Genomic DNA, 15,678 nt, shown 5'->3' with positions numbered 1-15,678 from the left:
GCCAATCGTGCCCGTGGCGCCTACGATTTATTGAAGGCGTACCTGATGATGGCGCGCCCCGAAAAGGCCGACGCGGCCTTTTTGGCCAATGTATTAGGCAATGCCGAGCCGCTGCGGGCGGGTTTCTCGCCGGGGCTCTGGCAGGGGTTGTCGCCTAACTTATGGCAATTTTATGGGGAGCAACTGGCCGCTCATCCCGAGTGGCGCATCGAGGCCGACCCAGTCTTGGTGGCTCAGGCCCGTCAGGTGCTGCTGGGTCAGTTGGGCCAGCGCAACGCCGAGGCCAATCTGTACCAAAAAGTACTCGACGCAGCGGCTATTCACTACCCCGCAATGAGCTTGCAGCAGATGGTGGGTGACACCGAGGCGCACGCCTTGTTCACCACTGACTATGGCGTGGCGGGCGTCTTTACTCGTCAGGCCTGGGAAGGTCATGTGCGAGAGGCCATCGACGAAATTGCCGAGGCGCGCCGCGAAGAAATCGATTGGGTGCTGAGCGACAAACCCGGCGACATAGAAGCCGATTTGACCCCTGACGTGCTGCGCGAGCGCCTCACCGAGCGCTACTTTCAGGACTACAGCAACGCCTGGCTGGAGTTTCTCAACAGCCTGCGCTGGCAACAGGCTAACAGCCTGGCCGACGTGATCGATCAACTGACCATGATGAGCGATGTGCGTCAGTCCCCGCTGATTGCGCTGATGAACACCTTGGCCTATCAGGGGCAAGCGGGAACGCGTAATCAGGCGTTGGCTGACTCGTTGGTGAAGTCGGCGCAGAAGCTTATGGCTAAAGATAAAGTGCCGCAGATCGAGCAACCCTTGCCAGGGTCGAGCAGTCCGCTGGACAAGACCTTTGGGCCGTTATTGGCGTTGCTGGGCAAAGACCCCGAAGGCAAAGGCGACAATGACGGCTTGAGCCTGCAGGCTTTCCTCAATCGCGTGACACGTGTGCGCCTGAAACTGCAGCACGTGAGCAACGCACCTGACCCGCAGGAAATGACCCAAGCGCTGGCGCAAACCGTGTTTCAGGGCAAAAGCATCGACCTGACCGACACCCAGTCCTATGGCAGCTTGCTCGCCGCGAGCTTGGGCGCCGAATGGGGCGTCGTCGGCCAGACCCTCTTCGTGCAGCCGCTGGAACAGGCTTGGCAGCGGGTGCTGCAACCCTCGGCGGCGGGGCTGAACAAACAGTGGCAGCGCGCAATCGTCAGCGATTGGCAACAGGCATTTGCCAGCCGCTATCCCTTTGCGATCACCGCCAGCGACGCCTCGTTGCCGATGCTGGGGCAGATGATCCGCTCCGACTCGGGGCGCATCGAGCAGTTTTTGCAACGCCAGTTGAGCGGTGTATTGCGTAAGGAAGGCAGCCGTTGGGTGGCCGATCCTCGGTATGGTCAGGGCCTGCGCCTCAACCCGCAATTTCTCGACGCCATCAATCAGCTCAGCCATTTGGCCGATGTGCTCTACACCGATGGCGGCATGGGCCTGAGTTTTGAACTGCAAGGCAAAGCCGCCAGTAATGTGGTGCAGACCACCTTCATCCTTAATGGCGAGAGGCATCACTACTTCAACCAACGAGAAAAGTGGCAACGTTTCAATTGGCCGGGGCGCAGCAACCACCCGGGCGCCAGCTTGAGCTGGACCAGCATCCACACGGGGGAGCGTTTATTCGGGGACTTTCAGGGCACCTGGGGGCTGATCCGCCTGCTGGAAAAATCCCAAATCACCCCGCTGGACGATGCTGACAGCCGCTACCGCATGATTATCAAAGCGCCCGATGGCCTGGACCTGACCTGGTATTTGCGCACCGAACTGGGGGCAGGGCCGATGGCCTTGCTCAAACTGCGGAACTTCACGTTGCCGTCGCAGATATTTCTCTCGAAAGGCATGTAGCTCGAGTCGTCAACGGCCAGATCGAAGGATGAACATCATAATTTATAGGCGGGGCGGCATTGGTGCCTTGTAAAGGGCGCTGTGCTTACCCCGCCAAAATCAGCTGTATCGCCACCGCATACATCATCACGGCGACCAGCATATCCAGAATGCGCCATGTCGAAGGCCTTGCCAGCCAGGGCGCTAACCACGCGGCTCCAATCGCCAGCGTAAAAAACCACAGCAATGACGCACTGGCTGCCCCCACCACATAGGCGCCTGGCACACTTTGTTGTGCGCCCAGCGAGCCAATCAGCAATACCGTATCCAGGTAAACATGGGGGTTGAGCAGTGTGACTGCCAAGGCACTTAACATGACGGCCTTGAGTGAGCGCGCAGTCTGCCCGGCCGACTGTTCAAGGCTCGAACTGGAAAACGCCCGACGCAGGGCCTGCGTGCCGTACCACAGTAAAAAAACCGCTCCCCCCCAGCGCGCGACACTGAGCAAAAGTGGGTTTTGCGCCAGCACGGTGGCAAGGCCAAACACCCCGGCAGCGACCAGCAGGGCATCGCACACCACGCAAAAGGCTGCCACCGGGAGGTGATGTTCCCGACGCAGGCTTTGCGCCAGCACGAATGCATTCTGGGTGCCGATGGCCATGATCAAGCCGAACGCGACCAACAGGCCATTGAGGTAGCTTTGCCACATAACATTTACTCGTCGTACTACAGGTGGGAAGAAGTTTGCTGCTGGCTATTCTCCTGCCCTTGGCTGTATAAGAAAAACCAATACTGCTGATCGCTCATTAGGAAAACTGATGTTCGACTATAAATTGCTTTCTGCGTTGGCCGCTGTTGTAGAACAGGCCGGTTTTGAGCGTGCGGCACAGGTGCTTGGGCTGTCACAATCGGCCGTTTCCCAGCGCATTAAATTGCTTGAAGCCCGGATTGGCCAACCGGTGCTGATTCGCGCAACGCCGCCCAGCCCGACTGAAATAGGGCGACGTTTGCTGAACCATGTTCAGCAAGTGCGTTTGCTTGAGCGCGATTTGCAAAGTGCCGTACCGGCGCTGGATGACGAGGGGTTGCCCGAGCGTCTGCGCATTGCCTTGAATGCGGACAGCCTGGCCACGTGGTGGGCGCCTGCGGTCAGTGATTTTTGTGCCGACCAGCACCTGCTATTGGACTTGGTGGTAGAGGACCAGACGGTGGGGCTAAAACGCATGCGGGCAGGGGAAGTCGCCGCGTGCTTATGTGCCAGCGAACGGCCGGTGGCGGGCGCACGCAGTGTGTTGCTGGGGGCCATGCGTTACCGGGCACTGGCCAGTCCTGCGTTTGTTGCACGGCATTTTCCTGATGGAGTGCGCGCCGATTTACTGCCTAAAACCCCGGCGCTGGTGTTCGGCCCGGATGATTTTCTGCAACACCGCTATTTGGCCGCCCTGGGGGTCGATGGCAGCTTTGAGCATCATTTGTGCCCGTCTTCCGAAGGCTTTATCCGCCTGGCCGAAGCTGGTCTTGGATGGGGGCTTGTGCCGGAATTGCAGGTGCGTGAGCAGCTGGCGAATGGCGTGTTAGTCGAGTTGCTGCCAGATAAACCGATCGACGTGCCACTGTACTGGCATCATTGGCGTAATGGTGGACAATTGCTGGGCCAACTGACCGAACATCTAACGCGTTCGGCGCAGCGCTGGTTAGTGCCTTTGTTGTGAAAAATAGCGTTTAAACAGCAAGCAACAAGAATTACAGCATTGGAGTGATTCATGAAGATTCTGGTCACCGGCGCGAGCGGCTTCATAGGCGGACGCTTTGCGCGCTTTGCCCTGGAGCAGGGCTTTGACGTGCGGGTCAGCGGGCGACGGGCCGAGGGTGTTGAACACCTGGTACGCCGTGGTGCTGAATTTATCCCGGGTGATTTGACCGATGGCCTGTTGGTGCGCGACTTGTGCGTCGATATCGATGCCGTGGTGCACTGTGCGGGCCACCGGGGTGCTTGGGGGCGTTATCAGGACTTCCAGCGCGACAATGTACTGGTCACCGAAAACGTGGTCGAAGCCTGCTTGAAACAGCGCGTGCGGCGGTTGGTGCATCTGTCATCAGCGTCCATGTACTTCGATGGGCGCTCGCATACCGGCTTGACCGAGGATCAGTTGCCGAAACGATTTCGGCACTCCTATGCGGCGACCAAAAATCAGGCGGAACAAAAGGTATTTGGTGCCCAGGAATTCGGTCTCGAAGTGATTGCCTTGCGTGCGCGGTGTGTGACGGGGGCGGGGGATATGAGCTTGTTCCCGCGTTTGTTGACGATGCAGCGCAAAGGCCGCTTGGCAATTGTTGGCAACGGCCTGAACAAGGTGGATTTCACCAGTGTGCAAAACCTCAGTGAAGCGCTGCTGAGCAGCCTGCTGGCGAGCGGGTCAGCTTTGGGCAAAGCCTACAACATCAGCAATGGGGCGCCGGTACCGCTGTGGGATGTGATCAATTACGTGATGCGCCAAATGAACGTGCCGCAGGTCACGCGCTATCGCAGCTTTGGCCTTGCCTACAGCAAGGCGGCATTGAATGAGTTGGCCTGTAAGTTGTGGCCGGGCCAGCCAGAGCCATCGCTGACACGTTTAGGTGTACAGCATATGGACAAGGACTTTACCCTCGACATCAGCCGCGCCCGTCATTATCTCGACTACGACCCAAAAGTGACCTTATGGGCCGCGCTGGATGAGTTCTGCGGTTGGTGGAAAGCCCAGCAATCGCCTTATCGTTAACTGTTTCAAACTATCTTTCAGGATTTAAGGTTTTTAAATGCGCAATGATGCCCGTGATGATTTCGACTCTGTTCCGACCCTGCATGCCATTGAGGAGGATGACGGCGTGCAACCTGCCGGTGCCCGTGAACGCACCACGGTGTACTCGCGCACTGCACCTGTGATTAAGGTGAAAGCTCCGGGTACTGGGCTTTTGTGGGCATTTATCGGCGCGCTGCTGTTGGCTATTGCGGGGTTGGCGTGGTGGAGCTTTCAGCAGATTTCATTGATGGAGCAGCAGTTAGTAGCGACGCAAGAAAGCTTTGCGCGCATCAGTGAAGAAGCCGCAGGGCGATTGCAGGCGATCTCCGGCAAGGTAGTGGCCAGCGAGTCGAGCCTTAACACTGGCAGTGAAGCCTTGAAGCTTCAGATCAAACAGCTTGAAGAGCAATTGCTTGAACAGAGCAAGCGTCAGCAGGTTGCTGTTGAAGGGCAGAAAGTCGAACTGGACGCCCGGTTCGAGAAAATCAATGCGGCGCTGCTGGCGCAGGTGACGGCTGACCAGGAAGCTCAAGTCAAAATTGACGCGCAGATAAAAGGTTTAACGGCCGAGGTTGCGGCCCTTAAAGGCAGCCTTGACCAACAGGCAGTGGATGTCGCGGCCTTGAAGAAGCAAGGTAATCCTGGCGCTGCCATTGAGCGTCTGGAGCAGGATTTGATGGTGCTTAAAAGCGAACTGGAAAACCGTCCGGTACCTGCCAAAGGTGCCAATGCTGCTGAATTTGACGTGTTCCGCGCCCAAGTGACGCGCAACATCAATACCTTGCAAAGTCAGATTCAAAACCTGCAAAAGCAGATTAGTGCCAGGCCTTGACGTCTGCGGTGAGGCTGGCCCTCACCCCAACCCTCTCCCAGAGGGAGAGGGGGCTGATGGGTGGTAGCTTCTGCTTTTAATCCCCTCTCCCTCCGGGAGAGGGTTAGGGTGAGGGGCTTTTGACCTTGTCCCCCCGCCCGCGAAGCACGTGATTGGGCATGGCAATCGCCGCACTCAACCCCAGCAGTGAAACCACCGCACTGACCGTCAACAAATGGCGGAATGTCTGCAACAACTCTAACCGCAAGTCATCCAGCGCTGGACCTTGCACGGCGTTCAATCCGTCCAGCAGCACATTGCCCGAACTGCCTTCCCCCAGCAGTGGCTGACCCGCAACAGGGGCCAGCAATGAGTCATGCAACAGCGCGAGCAACAGGGCCGACATCAACGCCACACCCATAGCGCCACCCAGTGAGCGAAACAGGTTGGTGGTGCTGGTGGCCACGCCAATATCATGCTGTTGCACCGAATTCTGCGCGCCCACCAATGACGTCGGAAACTGCATCCCCGCCGCAATCCCGCTTAACAACATAAACACACCGCTCAACACCTCGGCACTCGGCGGGCTGAAGGCCATACCGGTGATGGCCAAAGGCATCAGTGCCGCACCCGTCAGAATCATCGGTTTATAACGCCCGGTCACTGATGTCATGCGCCCGGCAAAGTAAGCGCCCATCGGTAACCCCATCGCCAGTGGCAGCAGGTGCAAGGCCGCACTGTCCGCCCCGGCCCCGGTGATGCTTTGATAGCGCAAGGGCATCAGCACAATCAGCGATATCGCCTGGAAACTGGTGAAGAACACCGTGCACCAGCACAACACGGCATTGCGATTGGCAAACAGGTGCATGGGCAGCAAAGGCTCGATTGAGCGACGCTCGTGCCACACGAACAGTGCCAGTGCGATTAGCGCTGCCGCCAATAGCCCCAGCACTTGATCGCCGTGCCAGCTATACCCTTGGCCGATAAAGGTAATACCCAGCAGCAATGAGGTCAGGCCGATAATCATCAGCACAGTGCCCAGATAATCAATGATGGGTTTGCGTTGGGGGACGGGTAGCCCGATCAATGTGCGATGGGAAATCCACAACGCCGCCAATCCCAGAGGCAGGTTGATTAAAAAAACCCAGCGCCAGGACAAGAACTCGGTCATGTAGCCGCCCAGTACGGGGCCGGCAACGCTGGCCACGGCGTACATGCTGCTGAAATAGCCCTGATAGCGACCGCGTTCACGGGGCGGCATGATGTCGCCGATAATCGCCTGACTGACAGAGATCATCCCGCCAGCGCCAATGCCTTGAATAATCCTGGCCAGCACCAGCTGTTCCATATTTTGCGCAAGCCCACAAAACAGCGAGGCCAGGGTAAACACGCTCATACCAAACAGCATCAAGCGCCTGCGTCCGTATAAATCTCCCAGCTTGCCGTAAATCGGCACGGCCACTGTCATGGCCACCATGTAGCCGGAAATCACCCACGCCAATTGGCTGACGTCCTTGAATTGAGAGGAAATGGCGGGTATCGAAACGGCGACAATGGTCTGGTCGAGGGCACCCAGAAAAATCGCCAGCATCAGGGCAACCAGAATGCTGCGAATGGCGGGTTTTGGAGAGACGGGCTGGTTCAGGCTGGTCACGAAGAATCCCTGGGGCGCAAATCTGATCAGTCTACTGGATAGACGTGCGTGCGAAAGCCCGGGAGTTTGCGTGGTTCGGGGTTAACTCAAACAGACCAGACTGAGATGATCAGTCCGGCCTGTAGGTATTACCTCAATGCGCTGAACATTGAGTTACAGTGCCCGCCATTGCAACTGACGGTAAATCCGGCTGCTTGACGCGTTTGTTCGGCGCGATAGCACGCGCTGGCAAACAGTGCTGCGGCAGCAAAAACGATAAACAGAGTCATGCATCTGGTTCTTGTTTTAGTGGTCATGGCGTTATCTCTCCTGCTTCAATCGGAGTCAGACCTAGACATCACACCTTTGAGGCTAGCTCAGACCCTGGTTCCTGCCATGTCAGTTGTACGAGTGGTCACGGGCTTGTTCATCCCTCAAATGGACTATATGCAGCAGCTTGCAGGAAGTCGCTGACGAGAGGCGATGCTGCCATTAAGCTGACTCGGTTGTTTACATCGGTCTTCGCCAAGGAATGAGCCATGACACTATTTCACGCCCTCCGCCGTTTCCTCATCAGCGCTGTGATGCTGGGCTTTGCCTCCAACGTCGTCGCCGCGCCACCCCTGACGCTGGATGTTTACAACCCTGGCGCTGCGGCTTCTTTCCCCGTGTCATCGGTGTTGGTCAGCGGCGAAAAGGACGCGATTCTGATTGATGCCCAGTTCGCCAAGGCCCAAGCCAATCAGTTGGTAGAGAAAATCCGCCGCAGCGGCAAGCACCTGACGACGATCTATATCAGTCACGGCGACCCGGATTACTACTTTGGCCTTGAAACGCTGACTCAGGCCTTTCCGGACGCCAAGGTGGTTGCTTCGGGGCCGACCGTCGCGCATATCAATGAAACCAAAGACGCCAAACTGGCTTTTTGGGGGCCACAGATGGGCGCAGATGTGCCGAGTCAGTTAATCGTGCCCGAGGTCATGCAGGGCAATACCTTGAGCCTTGAGGGGCGGGAGCTCGACGTCATGGGGCTCTCCGGCAGGCAGCCGCAGCGCAGCTACGTGTGGATTCCGTCGCTCAAGGCGGTAGTCGGTGGCGTCGTGGTGGCAGATAACCTGCATGTCTGGATGGCCGATACTCAAACGCCACAGTCACATCGGCAGTGGCTGGCGACCCTTAAGCGCATCGAGAGTTTACAGCCCGACATTGTTGTACCCGGCCATTATCTGGGTGAAAACGACCGTTCATTGAAGGCGGTTCACTTCACCCGTGACTACATCAAAGCGTTTGACGAAGAAACCCCCAAAGCCAGAAATTCAGCCGAACTGATTGCAGCAATGAAAAAACGCTATCCGAATCTGGGCGAAGAATCGTCGCTGGAATTGAGCGCCAAAGTCGCCAAAGGCGAAGTGCAGTGGTGAGTCAGCTTGGCCTTTAACGCACAGGTTCCAGTGTTGAGTGAGCCTGATTCAGCAGCCACGTCATCAACGCTTGCAAGGGCGCAGACGGTTCAACACGGGGCGGGCACACCAGGTAATAGCCCGCGCCGGTAGGCACCTTGAAATTAAAGGGCATCGCCAGATGTCCAGCCTTCAGATCGTCACCGATCAATGACCAGTCGCCGATTGCCACGCCATTGCCTTGTGCCGCGACGGTCATGGCAAGGTCCAGCGTGTCGAAATACTGGCTATGTCGGATCACCGACAGATCGCCTCCCGCAGCGTTAAGCCAGTTGTTCCAGTCGCGTTGATCGCGGCTGGGATGCAACAGTGTGTGATGTTCCAGGTCGAGAAGGCTGTTGATCGCAGCGCTGCCTTGCAGCAGGTGCGGTGCGCATACAGGGGTGAGTTGTTCGTCAAACAGGTGCTGGCCTTCGCGTTTTGGGCCCGGTGCCGGGCTGTAAACCACTGCAGCATCAAATGTTTCCCGACGAAAATCGACACCGTGTTGCACGCTACTGGTCAACTCCACGGGCACATCAGGGCGCAATGTTTGCCATTGCATCAGTTTGGGCAGCAGCCAGCGCTGCATGCAGGTAGGCGCCTTGATTTGCAAGGGCGTACGACGGGTGCTGACCTGCTCAATGGCATCGCCAATCAAGTCGAACGCCTGTTCGATACGCGGGTACAACGCCTGCCCTTGCTCGGTGAGGCTCAATCCCCTTGCCTGACGGTGAAACAGCGAATACCCAAGATGCTCTTCAAGCCCGGCAATCTGACGGCTCACTGCCCCTTGAGTGATATGTAACTGCTCACCCGCGCGGGTGAAGTTGCAGCACCGGGCTGTGATCAGAAAAGTGTGCAGCGCGGGGAGCGGCGGTAAGCGTTTCATTGATCGGCAGCCATGAGTTCAGGACATGGCGAGTATGAGCAGGTTTGCGTTGTGCCCGCTACACGCGCTCGCTTCAATATCCGCTTAAATGCAAATAAAAAGGGCAGGACACATGGCGACGTGCGGCGAAGTATTGGTCAAGTTGCTTGAGGCGTATGGGGTTGAACAGGTGTTTGGTATTCCCGGTGTACACACCGTTGAGCTCTATCGCGGGCTTGCCGGCTCGTCAATCAATCACGTTACCCCGCGCCATGAGCAAGGCGCCGGGTTTATGGCCGATGGTTATGCGCGCACCAGCGGTAAACCGGGGGTGTGTTTCATCATCACCGGGCCGGGCATGACCAATATCACCACGGCCATGGGGCAAGCCTACGGCGACTCAATCCCGATGCTGGCGATTTCCAGTGTTCAGTCGCGCAGTCAGCTGGGCGGCGGGCGCGGCAATCTGCATGAGTTGCCCAATCAGAGCGCAATGATGGCGGGCGTTGCCGCGTTTTCCCATACGCTGATGTCTGCGGCAGAATTGCCGAGTGTGCTGGCGCGGGCGTTTGCCCTGTTTCAGGCGGGGCGACCGCGTCCGGTGCACATTGAAATCCCTCTGGACGTGCTGGTGGAAAACGCCGATGCGCTGCTGGCCAGTCAGCCCGTCAATATTGCTCGCCCGGGCGCTGCGCCAGATGCCATCAAGCAGATGAGCCAATGTTTGGCCTCGGCCCGGCGTCCACTGATTCTGGCTGGCGGCGGCGCCATTGAGGCCGCCCCGGCATTGACGCGGTTGGCTGAGCGCCTCGGCGCGCCGGTGGCGCTGACCATCAATGCCAAAGGCATGCTGCCTTCACATCACCCCCTGTTGATCGGCTCGACCCAGTCGTTGGTGGCGACCCGCGCGCTGGTGGCCGAAGCTGACGTGGTACTGGCCATTGGCACCGAACTGGCAGAGACCGACTACGATGTGACCTTTGCGGGTGGCTTCGAGATCCCCGGCACCTTGCTGCGTATCGACATCGACCCCGATCAAACCGTGAGAAATTACCCGCCAACCTTGGCGTTGGTGGCAGACGCCAGGTTGGCGACCGAGGCTTTGCTCGATAACCTCGAACACCTGTCCCCACGCACTGTCGGTTGGGGCGCCTCACGGGCCGAGCAATTGCGCCATGAGCTGGCCAACACCTGGGACGCGCCGACTCGCGCACAGACGTTTTTTTTGCAGACGGTGTTTGAGGTGCTGCCGGACGCGGTGTGTGTCGGCGATTCAACCCAGCCGGTGTACACCGGTAATCTGACCTACAACCCCGAGCAGCCGCGCCGTTGGTTCAACTCATCTACCGGCTACGGCACCCTCGGTTATGCCTTGCCGGCGGCCATCGGTGCCTGGCTGGGGCGCCAAGTGGATCGTCAATCGGGCGGCCCTGTGCTCTGCCTGATCGGTGACGGAGGCCTGCAATTTACTCTGGCTGAATTGGCCAGCGCCGTCGAAGCGCGCACACCGATCATCGTGCTGCTGTGGAACAACCAAGGCTACGGCGAAATCAAAAAATACATGCTTAACCGGGCCATTGAACCGGTAGGCGTTGATATCTATACCCCGGACTTCATTGGCGTCGCCAAAGCCTTGGGGTGTGCGGCGCTGTCGGTTGAAAGCCCTGCGCAGTTGCGAGCTGCGCTGGCTCATGCTGCGCACCTGTGCGGGCCAACACTGATTGAAATCGATGAGCAGCGCTGGCAGCAAGCGCTGGCGCTATAAACTCAGGCGCAGGCGCGCCAGATCCCGCACCGGCGGTGCGCCAAACTGACGGCTGTACTCGCGGCTGAACTGCGAGGGGCTTTCATAACCCACGCGGTAGCCCGCTGCCGAAGCATCAAGCCCTTCACTGAGCATCAGTCGGCGTGCTTCATTGAGGCGTAACTGTTTTTGATACTGCAATGGGCTCATGGCGGTTACGGATTTGAACCGGTGGTGCAGGGTCGACACGCTCAGGTTGGCTTCACGGGCCAGATTGTCGATGCGCAAGGGTTGTTCAAAGTTGCCGTTGAGCCAGGTAATAGCCTGAGTGATGCGGTGTGCCTGGCTGTTTTCGCTGGCGATTTCATACAGGCGATAACCCTGCGGGCTGCGCAATAGCCGGTACAGAATTTCGCGGCGGATCAAGGGGGCCAGCATGGCGATGTCTTTGGGCGTGTCGAGCAAGCGCGTCAGCCGCAACAAGGCATCCAGCATCGGCTGGTCGATGGGCTCAACATACAATCCGCGCCCGGCCGGTTTGGACGGTACGCCCATCGGGCCTGCATCGCTGATCAGTGTGGTTATTTCCATTGGGTCAATGTCCAGACGCAATGCCAGAACGGGGCGCTCAGGGGACACATCCAGCACGCGGCCGCTGATCGGCATCGACACCGAGACCACCAGATAATTAAGCGGGTCATAGGCGAAGTGCTCGTCGGCCAGTCTGACCTCTTTACGGCCTTGAGCCATGATGCACAACGCTGGCTTCGGCAAGCTGGGAGCAAAATCGCTGGTCGCGCTATAGCGCGACACGAATAAGGCTTCGATGTCCGTTGTGAACGAACCATCCTGTGCCGTGTGACGGTGGATCAGGTCGGCCAGTTCCACACGCTGTTTTTCAAGCGCAGGATCGAGCGCGGGGCGCGGCGGTTCCAGCAATGACATACAAAACTTCCTCCTTAGGGTAGGCACAGCTTATGTTTGTGCAAGGAGCAGGGGTAGACGATTTCTGCTGTTGTCTTGCCTGATCCTGTCGGGATCCGTGGTTATTGCTCCGATACAACTGCCGTGAGCACCGAGTATTGCTCGAAATAGGGGAATGCGCTGCTGCCATTGAAGCGGAGCATGTCGATCACCGGCAGCGTGCTTTTGCAGAATTGTGCAAGCCTTGGGCAGGAATTGACTAACGGCGCAGGGGGCTGGGCTTTAAGCTTTGAACCTTGCCACGGTCACTTACAGTGTGGAGGCCACCATGCCCCAGTCCCATTGCGTCAGTCATACCACTCGGGTGCATGCCCGCGCCGGGTACTCGGCTCAAGTACAGGCGTGCCTCAGGCACGTGATTGAACCCACGTTGAAGACGCCCGGCTGCCTGCACTTTGCCTTGCAACAATGCGACAGCGACCCTTTGATGTGGCAAGTCGCAGGCTTTTGGCGGGACGAATGCGCCATGCAGGCCTACTTCAACTCCTCGGTGATGGAGGTTTACAGCGTGCTGCTCAACGAGCAGATGATTGAACGCCTGGACTTCCAGACGTTTACCGAAGAGGTTGCGGTCCCCATGCAGAAACACGCAGGTTAAGCGGGTAGAATGCCGCCTTTAAATGGCCGGAATGTAAACCATGGCACGTAAAGAATTTGCACAGTTTGAAGCGGTAGCGGCGGTTGTCCCGGTTGAACCCGGTGTTTACCACGCCGCCATTGCAGTCAAAGCCCTGTACGAGGGCGGTGCACCGCGCTTTCATAAAATACTGCCTGAGCAGACCTTCAAAACCGCCACTGCTGCTGATGCCGCCGCCACGCAACAGCTTGAAGCTCTGCAAGGCGTCAATGAAGACGCCGAGCTGGTCTGGTAATTAACGCGGGCGGTGCATTTTGAACAATGCCTCGGGGCCGAGCTGGAAATAATCCGCCGGGCCGCCGCCCCGCAAAATAGGCTCGGCCGCTGCCGTGTCGTAAATCCCGTCTTTCAGTAAATGTTTGGCGATATGCACCGCCACCACCTCCCCCAGAATCAGCCAGCTGGGCACGAGCGCTTTGTCTGCCCGTTGCAGCTGAATAATCTGTGTCACCTTGCATTCAAACGACACCGGCGTCTCGGCGACGCGGGGCACACTCACAACGCGTGAGGCAACAGTGGTCAGTCCGGCCAGCTCAAACTCGTTAACCTCGGGTGCCACCATTGCGCAACTTTGGTTCATCGCTTCGGCCAGCGGCCGTGTGGCCAGGTTCCAGACGAATTCGCCGGTCTGCTCGATGTTATTGAGACTGTCTTTGCGGCCCACGCTGCAAAACCCGATGATCGGCGGAATGTAATTGAACGCGTTGAAAAAGCTATAGGGCGCCAGGTTGAGTCGGCCTTGAGCATCCTGCGACGAAATCCAGCCAATGGGGCGCGGCCCGACAATGGCATTGAACGGATCATGGGGCAGGCCGTGGCCCTGAGAAGGTTCGTAGAAATGGATATCGTCAGGCATGGGCTAAGTCCGCAAACGGCGAGATAGAAGGGTGCCTATAGTGCGTGGCAACACGCTGGGTGCCAATACTCTTTGTTGCGGTTTCGTTGCCCCAGAAACAACTAAGCCCGGCCGAGGCCGGGCTACTGAGTCAGCAATAGGGGTTAGCTGAAACGTGCGCCTTGGGTGTTGTCGTAGCCGTCTTCTGCAAAAGCAGCTGAATGGGTGTGATCGTAGCCATCTTCAGCAAACGTCGCGGAGTGAGTACGGTCATAACCGTCAGCAGCAACTGCAGCAGAACCGGTGCGGCTGTAGCCGTCTTCAGCAAAGCTTGAGGAATGGGTGCGATCGTAGCCATCGGCGGCAAAGGTATTGAAGGCCAGAACCGACAGGGCAGCTGCGAGGATCAATTGAGTTTTCATGGTGAGGCTCCTTGTTTCGTGTGGGTGGTATGCAGTGGGTATGGGTTTAAGAGTACGCCGAATAAATTGATTAAAAAGCGCAAAAGATCGCAGATATTAATCAGTTAATTCGATGTGTATGGCCGCTGCTCATCACATCCTGACTGCCTGTGAATCCCTTGGCGGGACATACCCAAATCAGTCGTGAACGGGGAGTGGGTTGAGATTGATAGTGGGCTAATAGTATTAACGGGCCATTAATTTTGAGCATGACCCAAAAGAAAAAACCCGGCCGGAGCCGGGTTATCGAGTCGATGAAACATCCAGTTGCTTAGTCTGTCTCGATGCGCGAGTGCTTGCGGGTGTCTTTCATGGTCGCGTAGACCATCAACGAACAGGCAATGCAGCCAGTGACGTACCAGTAGTAACCGGTTTCCATGCCAGCACTTTTAAACCACAAGGCGATGTATTCCGCTGTGCCGCCGAAGATCGACACCGTCAATGCGTAGGGCAGACCTACACCCAGTGCACGAATTTCGGTAGGGAACAGTTCAGCTTTCACCACCGCGTTGATCGAGGTGTAACCACTGACAATGATCAGTGCCGCCATGATCAGGAAGAACGCGCCCCACCAGGTGGTGATGGTGTGCAGCGTGGTCAGGATCGGATAAGTGAACAGGGTGCCCAAGACCCCAAAGGCAATCAAAATCGGGCGTCGACCAATCTTGTCCGAGAGCCCGCCCACCAGCGGCTGAATGCACATGAACAGGAACAGCGTGGCGGCCGAGATGGTGGTGGAGTCAGAGATGCTCATGCCCACCGTGTTCACCAGGTACTTTTGCATGTACGTGGTGTAGGTGTAGAACGCCAGCGTACCGCCCATGGTCAGGCCAACGACGGTCAACAGTTCTTTTGGATGACGCATCAGGGTGCGCATGGCGCTTTCTTTAGGTTTGGTTTTGACCTTTTTGAAGGATTCGGTCTCTTCCATGCCCCGTCGCAAGTACAAGGCCACCACAGCGCACAGCGCGCCGATCACAAACGGAATACGCCAGCCCCAGCTGTAGAGCTGCTCTTCAGTCAGGGTTTGTTGCAGCACGATCAACACACCCAGCGCGATGAGCTGGCCGGAGATGAGGGTCACGTACTGGAAGCTTGAGAAGAAGCCGCGACGTTCCTTGGTGGCCATCTCGCTGAGGTAAGTGGCCGAGGTGCCGTATTCACCGCCGACGGACAAACCTTGCAGCAAACGGGCGAATACCAGCAGCACCGGCGCCCAGACACCGATGGTTTCGTAACCGGGAGACAGTGCAATCAGCAGCGAGCCGAAGCACATCAGCAGCACCGAAGCCATCAATGCCGCTTTGCGGCCTTTGCGGTCTGCATACAGGCCCATCAACCAGCCGCCAATTGGGCGCATCAAAAAGCCGACGGCGAAGATCGCAGCGGTATTGAGCAATTGGGCGGTGGTGTCGCCTTTGGGGAAAAAGGCCTTGGCGAAGTAAAGCGAGAAAGCGGCGTAGACGTACCAGTCGTACCACTCGACCATGTTGCCAACGGAGCCACTGAAGATGGATTTAATGCGACTGGAGGTGGTTCTTTCTTTCGGGGTTGCAGCGGTAGACCCGGCAGGCAGGGTGCTGGCGTTATCCATTAAATGGATCCTTC

The 15,678-nt window shown here is 57.7% G+C and carries 15 protein-coding genes; 8 read left to right on the top strand and 7 right to left on the bottom strand.

Annotated features, from left to right (window positions below; translation table 11 throughout):
- The coding region (locus GHN86_RS17735) for an ImcF-related family protein (RefSeq protein WP_323369585.1) at positions 1–1,893 on the top strand (1,893 nt) is incomplete at its 5' end.
- 85 nt (positions 1,894–1,978) lie between these two features.
- Here the strand turns inward: GHN86_RS17735 and GHN86_RS17730 are convergent.
- On the bottom strand, positions 1,979–2,581 hold the full coding sequence (locus GHN86_RS17730; protein WP_153382833.1) for a LysE/ArgO family amino acid transporter: 603 nt from the start codon (positions 2,579–2,581) through the stop codon (positions 1,979–1,981).
- Positions 2,582–2,690: 109 nt separating this feature from the next.
- On the opposite strand from GHN86_RS17730, the gene GHN86_RS17725 reads away from it, so the two are divergent.
- Genes GHN86_RS17725 through GHN86_RS17715 form a run of 3 tightly spaced genes read left to right on the top strand, consistent with a single transcriptional unit; the run spans position 2,691 to position 5,487 of the window.
- Positions 2,691–3,584: a LysR family transcriptional regulator ArgP gene (locus GHN86_RS17725; RefSeq protein WP_153382831.1), complete on the top strand. Its 894-nt coding sequence runs from the start codon at positions 2,691–2,693 to the stop codon at positions 3,582–3,584.
- Between the two features lie 51 nt (positions 3,585–3,635).
- Positions 3,636–4,634, top strand: a complete 999-nt coding sequence (locus GHN86_RS17720) for an NAD-dependent epimerase/dehydratase family protein (RefSeq protein WP_153382829.1) — start codon at positions 3,636–3,638, stop codon at positions 4,632–4,634.
- Between the two features lie 37 nt (positions 4,635–4,671).
- Positions 4,672–5,487, top strand: a complete 816-nt coding sequence (locus GHN86_RS17715) for an ATPase (RefSeq protein WP_153382827.1) — start codon at positions 4,672–4,674, stop codon at positions 5,485–5,487.
- A 103-nt stretch (positions 5,488–5,590) separates the two neighbouring features.
- On the opposite strand, the gene GHN86_RS17710 is transcribed toward GHN86_RS17715, so the two are convergent.
- Positions 5,591–7,120 (bottom strand): MDR family MFS transporter, encoded by a 1,530-nt coding sequence (locus tag GHN86_RS17710; RefSeq protein WP_323369988.1) that lies wholly within the window; start codon positions 7,118–7,120, stop codon positions 5,591–5,593.
- A gap of 518 nt (positions 7,121–7,638) precedes the next feature.
- On the opposite strand from GHN86_RS17710, the gene GHN86_RS17705 reads away from it, so the two are divergent.
- Complete coding sequence (locus GHN86_RS17705; protein WP_153382823.1) at positions 7,639–8,520, top strand: MBL fold metallo-hydrolase; 882 nt, start codon at positions 7,639–7,641, stop codon at positions 8,518–8,520.
- A gap of 13 nt (positions 8,521–8,533) precedes the next feature.
- Here the strand turns inward: GHN86_RS17705 and GHN86_RS17700 are convergent, their stop codons facing one another.
- Complete coding sequence (locus tag GHN86_RS17700) at positions 8,534–9,430, bottom strand: LysR substrate-binding domain-containing protein (protein WP_153382821.1); 897 nt, start codon at positions 9,428–9,430, stop codon at positions 8,534–8,536.
- A gap of 112 nt (positions 9,431–9,542) precedes the next feature.
- On the opposite strand from GHN86_RS17700, the gene GHN86_RS17695 reads away from it, so the two are divergent.
- Positions 9,543–11,174 (top strand): 5-guanidino-2-oxopentanoate decarboxylase, encoded by a 1,632-nt coding sequence (locus tag GHN86_RS17695; RefSeq protein WP_153387052.1) that lies wholly within the window; start codon positions 9,543–9,545, stop codon positions 11,172–11,174.
- Here GHN86_RS17695 and GHN86_RS17690 read toward each other — a convergent pair.
- Positions 11,169–12,098, bottom strand: coding sequence for an AraC family transcriptional regulator (locus GHN86_RS17690; protein ID WP_153382817.1), 930 nt, complete (start codon positions 12,096–12,098; stop codon positions 11,169–11,171). The genes GHN86_RS17695 and GHN86_RS17690 overlap by 6 nt on opposite strands.
- 307 nt (positions 12,099–12,405) lie before the next feature.
- On the opposite strand from GHN86_RS17690, the gene GHN86_RS17685 reads away from it, so the two are divergent.
- Together GHN86_RS17685 and GHN86_RS17680 are read left to right on the top strand one after the other, a co-directional pair.
- Positions 12,406–12,735, top strand: a complete 330-nt coding sequence (locus tag GHN86_RS17685) for a putative quinol monooxygenase (RefSeq protein ID WP_153382815.1) — start codon at positions 12,406–12,408, stop codon at positions 12,733–12,735.
- Positions 12,736–12,775: 40 nt separating this feature from the next.
- Positions 12,776–13,009, top strand: a complete 234-nt coding sequence (locus GHN86_RS17680; protein ID WP_153382813.1) for a hypothetical protein — start codon at positions 12,776–12,778, stop codon at positions 13,007–13,009.
- Here the strand turns inward: GHN86_RS17680 and GHN86_RS17675 are convergent, their stop codons facing one another.
- The 3 genes from GHN86_RS17675 to GHN86_RS17665 all read right to left on the bottom strand — a co-directional run bounded on the left by GHN86_RS17675 (position 13,010) and on the right by GHN86_RS17665 (position 15,664).
- Positions 13,010–13,630, bottom strand: coding sequence for a flavin reductase family protein (locus tag GHN86_RS17675; protein ID WP_153382811.1), 621 nt, complete (start codon positions 13,628–13,630; stop codon positions 13,010–13,012). It lies immediately after the preceding gene.
- A 143-nt stretch (positions 13,631–13,773) separates the two neighbouring features.
- Positions 13,774–14,031 carry a hypothetical protein gene (locus GHN86_RS17670; protein WP_153382809.1) on the bottom strand — a complete coding sequence of 86 codons (258 nt, stop codon included), beginning with the start codon at positions 14,029–14,031 and terminating at the stop codon, positions 13,774–13,776.
- Between the two features lie 310 nt (positions 14,032–14,341).
- Positions 14,342–15,664, bottom strand: a complete 1,323-nt coding sequence (locus GHN86_RS17665) for an MFS transporter (protein ID WP_153382807.1) — start codon at positions 15,662–15,664, stop codon at positions 14,342–14,344.
- Positions 15,665–15,678: the final 14 nt, after the last annotated feature.

The organism is Pseudomonas helleri, assembly GCF_009600315.1.
In the GTDB taxonomy this organism is placed as follows: Bacteria; Pseudomonadota; Gammaproteobacteria; order Pseudomonadales; family Pseudomonadaceae; genus Aquipseudomonas; species Aquipseudomonas helleri_A.
The sequence above is the reverse complement of the archived record's forward strand: the minus strand, read 5'-3'. Positions and strand labels throughout refer to the sequence as shown.

Coding starts and splice junctions, on each gene's coding strand:
- GHN86_RS17720 (WP_153382829.1), top strand. CDS start 3,636: ATGAAGATTCTGGTCACCGGCGCGAGCGGCTTCATAGGCGGACGCTTT.
- GHN86_RS17675 (WP_153382811.1), bottom strand. CDS start 13,630: ATGCCTGACGATATCCATTTCTACGAACCTTCTCAGGGCCACGGCCTG.
- GHN86_RS17665 (WP_153382807.1), bottom strand. CDS start 15,664: ATGGATAACGCCAGCACCCTGCCTGCCGGGTCTACCGCTGCAACCCCG.
- GHN86_RS17695 (WP_153387052.1), top strand. CDS start 9,543: ATGGCGACGTGCGGCGAAGTATTGGTCAAGTTGCTTGAGGCGTATGGG.
- GHN86_RS17715 (WP_153382827.1), top strand. CDS start 4,672: ATGCGCAATGATGCCCGTGATGATTTCGACTCTGTTCCGACCCTGCAT.
- GHN86_RS17725 (WP_153382831.1), top strand. CDS start 2,691: ATGTTCGACTATAAATTGCTTTCTGCGTTGGCCGCTGTTGTAGAACAG.
- GHN86_RS17670 (WP_153382809.1), bottom strand. CDS start 14,031: ATGAAAACTCAATTGATCCTCGCAGCTGCCCTGTCGGTTCTGGCCTTC.
- GHN86_RS17690 (WP_153382817.1), bottom strand. CDS start 12,098: ATGTCATTGCTGGAACCGCCGCGCCCCGCGCTCGATCCTGCGCTTGAA.
- GHN86_RS17700 (WP_153382821.1), bottom strand. CDS start 9,430: ATGAAACGCTTACCGCCGCTCCCCGCGCTGCACACTTTTCTGATCACA.
- GHN86_RS17680 (WP_153382813.1), top strand. CDS start 12,776: ATGGCACGTAAAGAATTTGCACAGTTTGAAGCGGTAGCGGCGGTTGTC.
- GHN86_RS17705 (WP_153382823.1), top strand. CDS start 7,639: ATGACACTATTTCACGCCCTCCGCCGTTTCCTCATCAGCGCTGTGATG.
- GHN86_RS17685 (WP_153382815.1), top strand. CDS start 12,406: ATGCCCCAGTCCCATTGCGTCAGTCATACCACTCGGGTGCATGCCCGC.
- GHN86_RS17730 (WP_153382833.1), bottom strand. CDS start 2,581: ATGTGGCAAAGCTACCTCAATGGCCTGTTGGTCGCGTTCGGCTTGATC.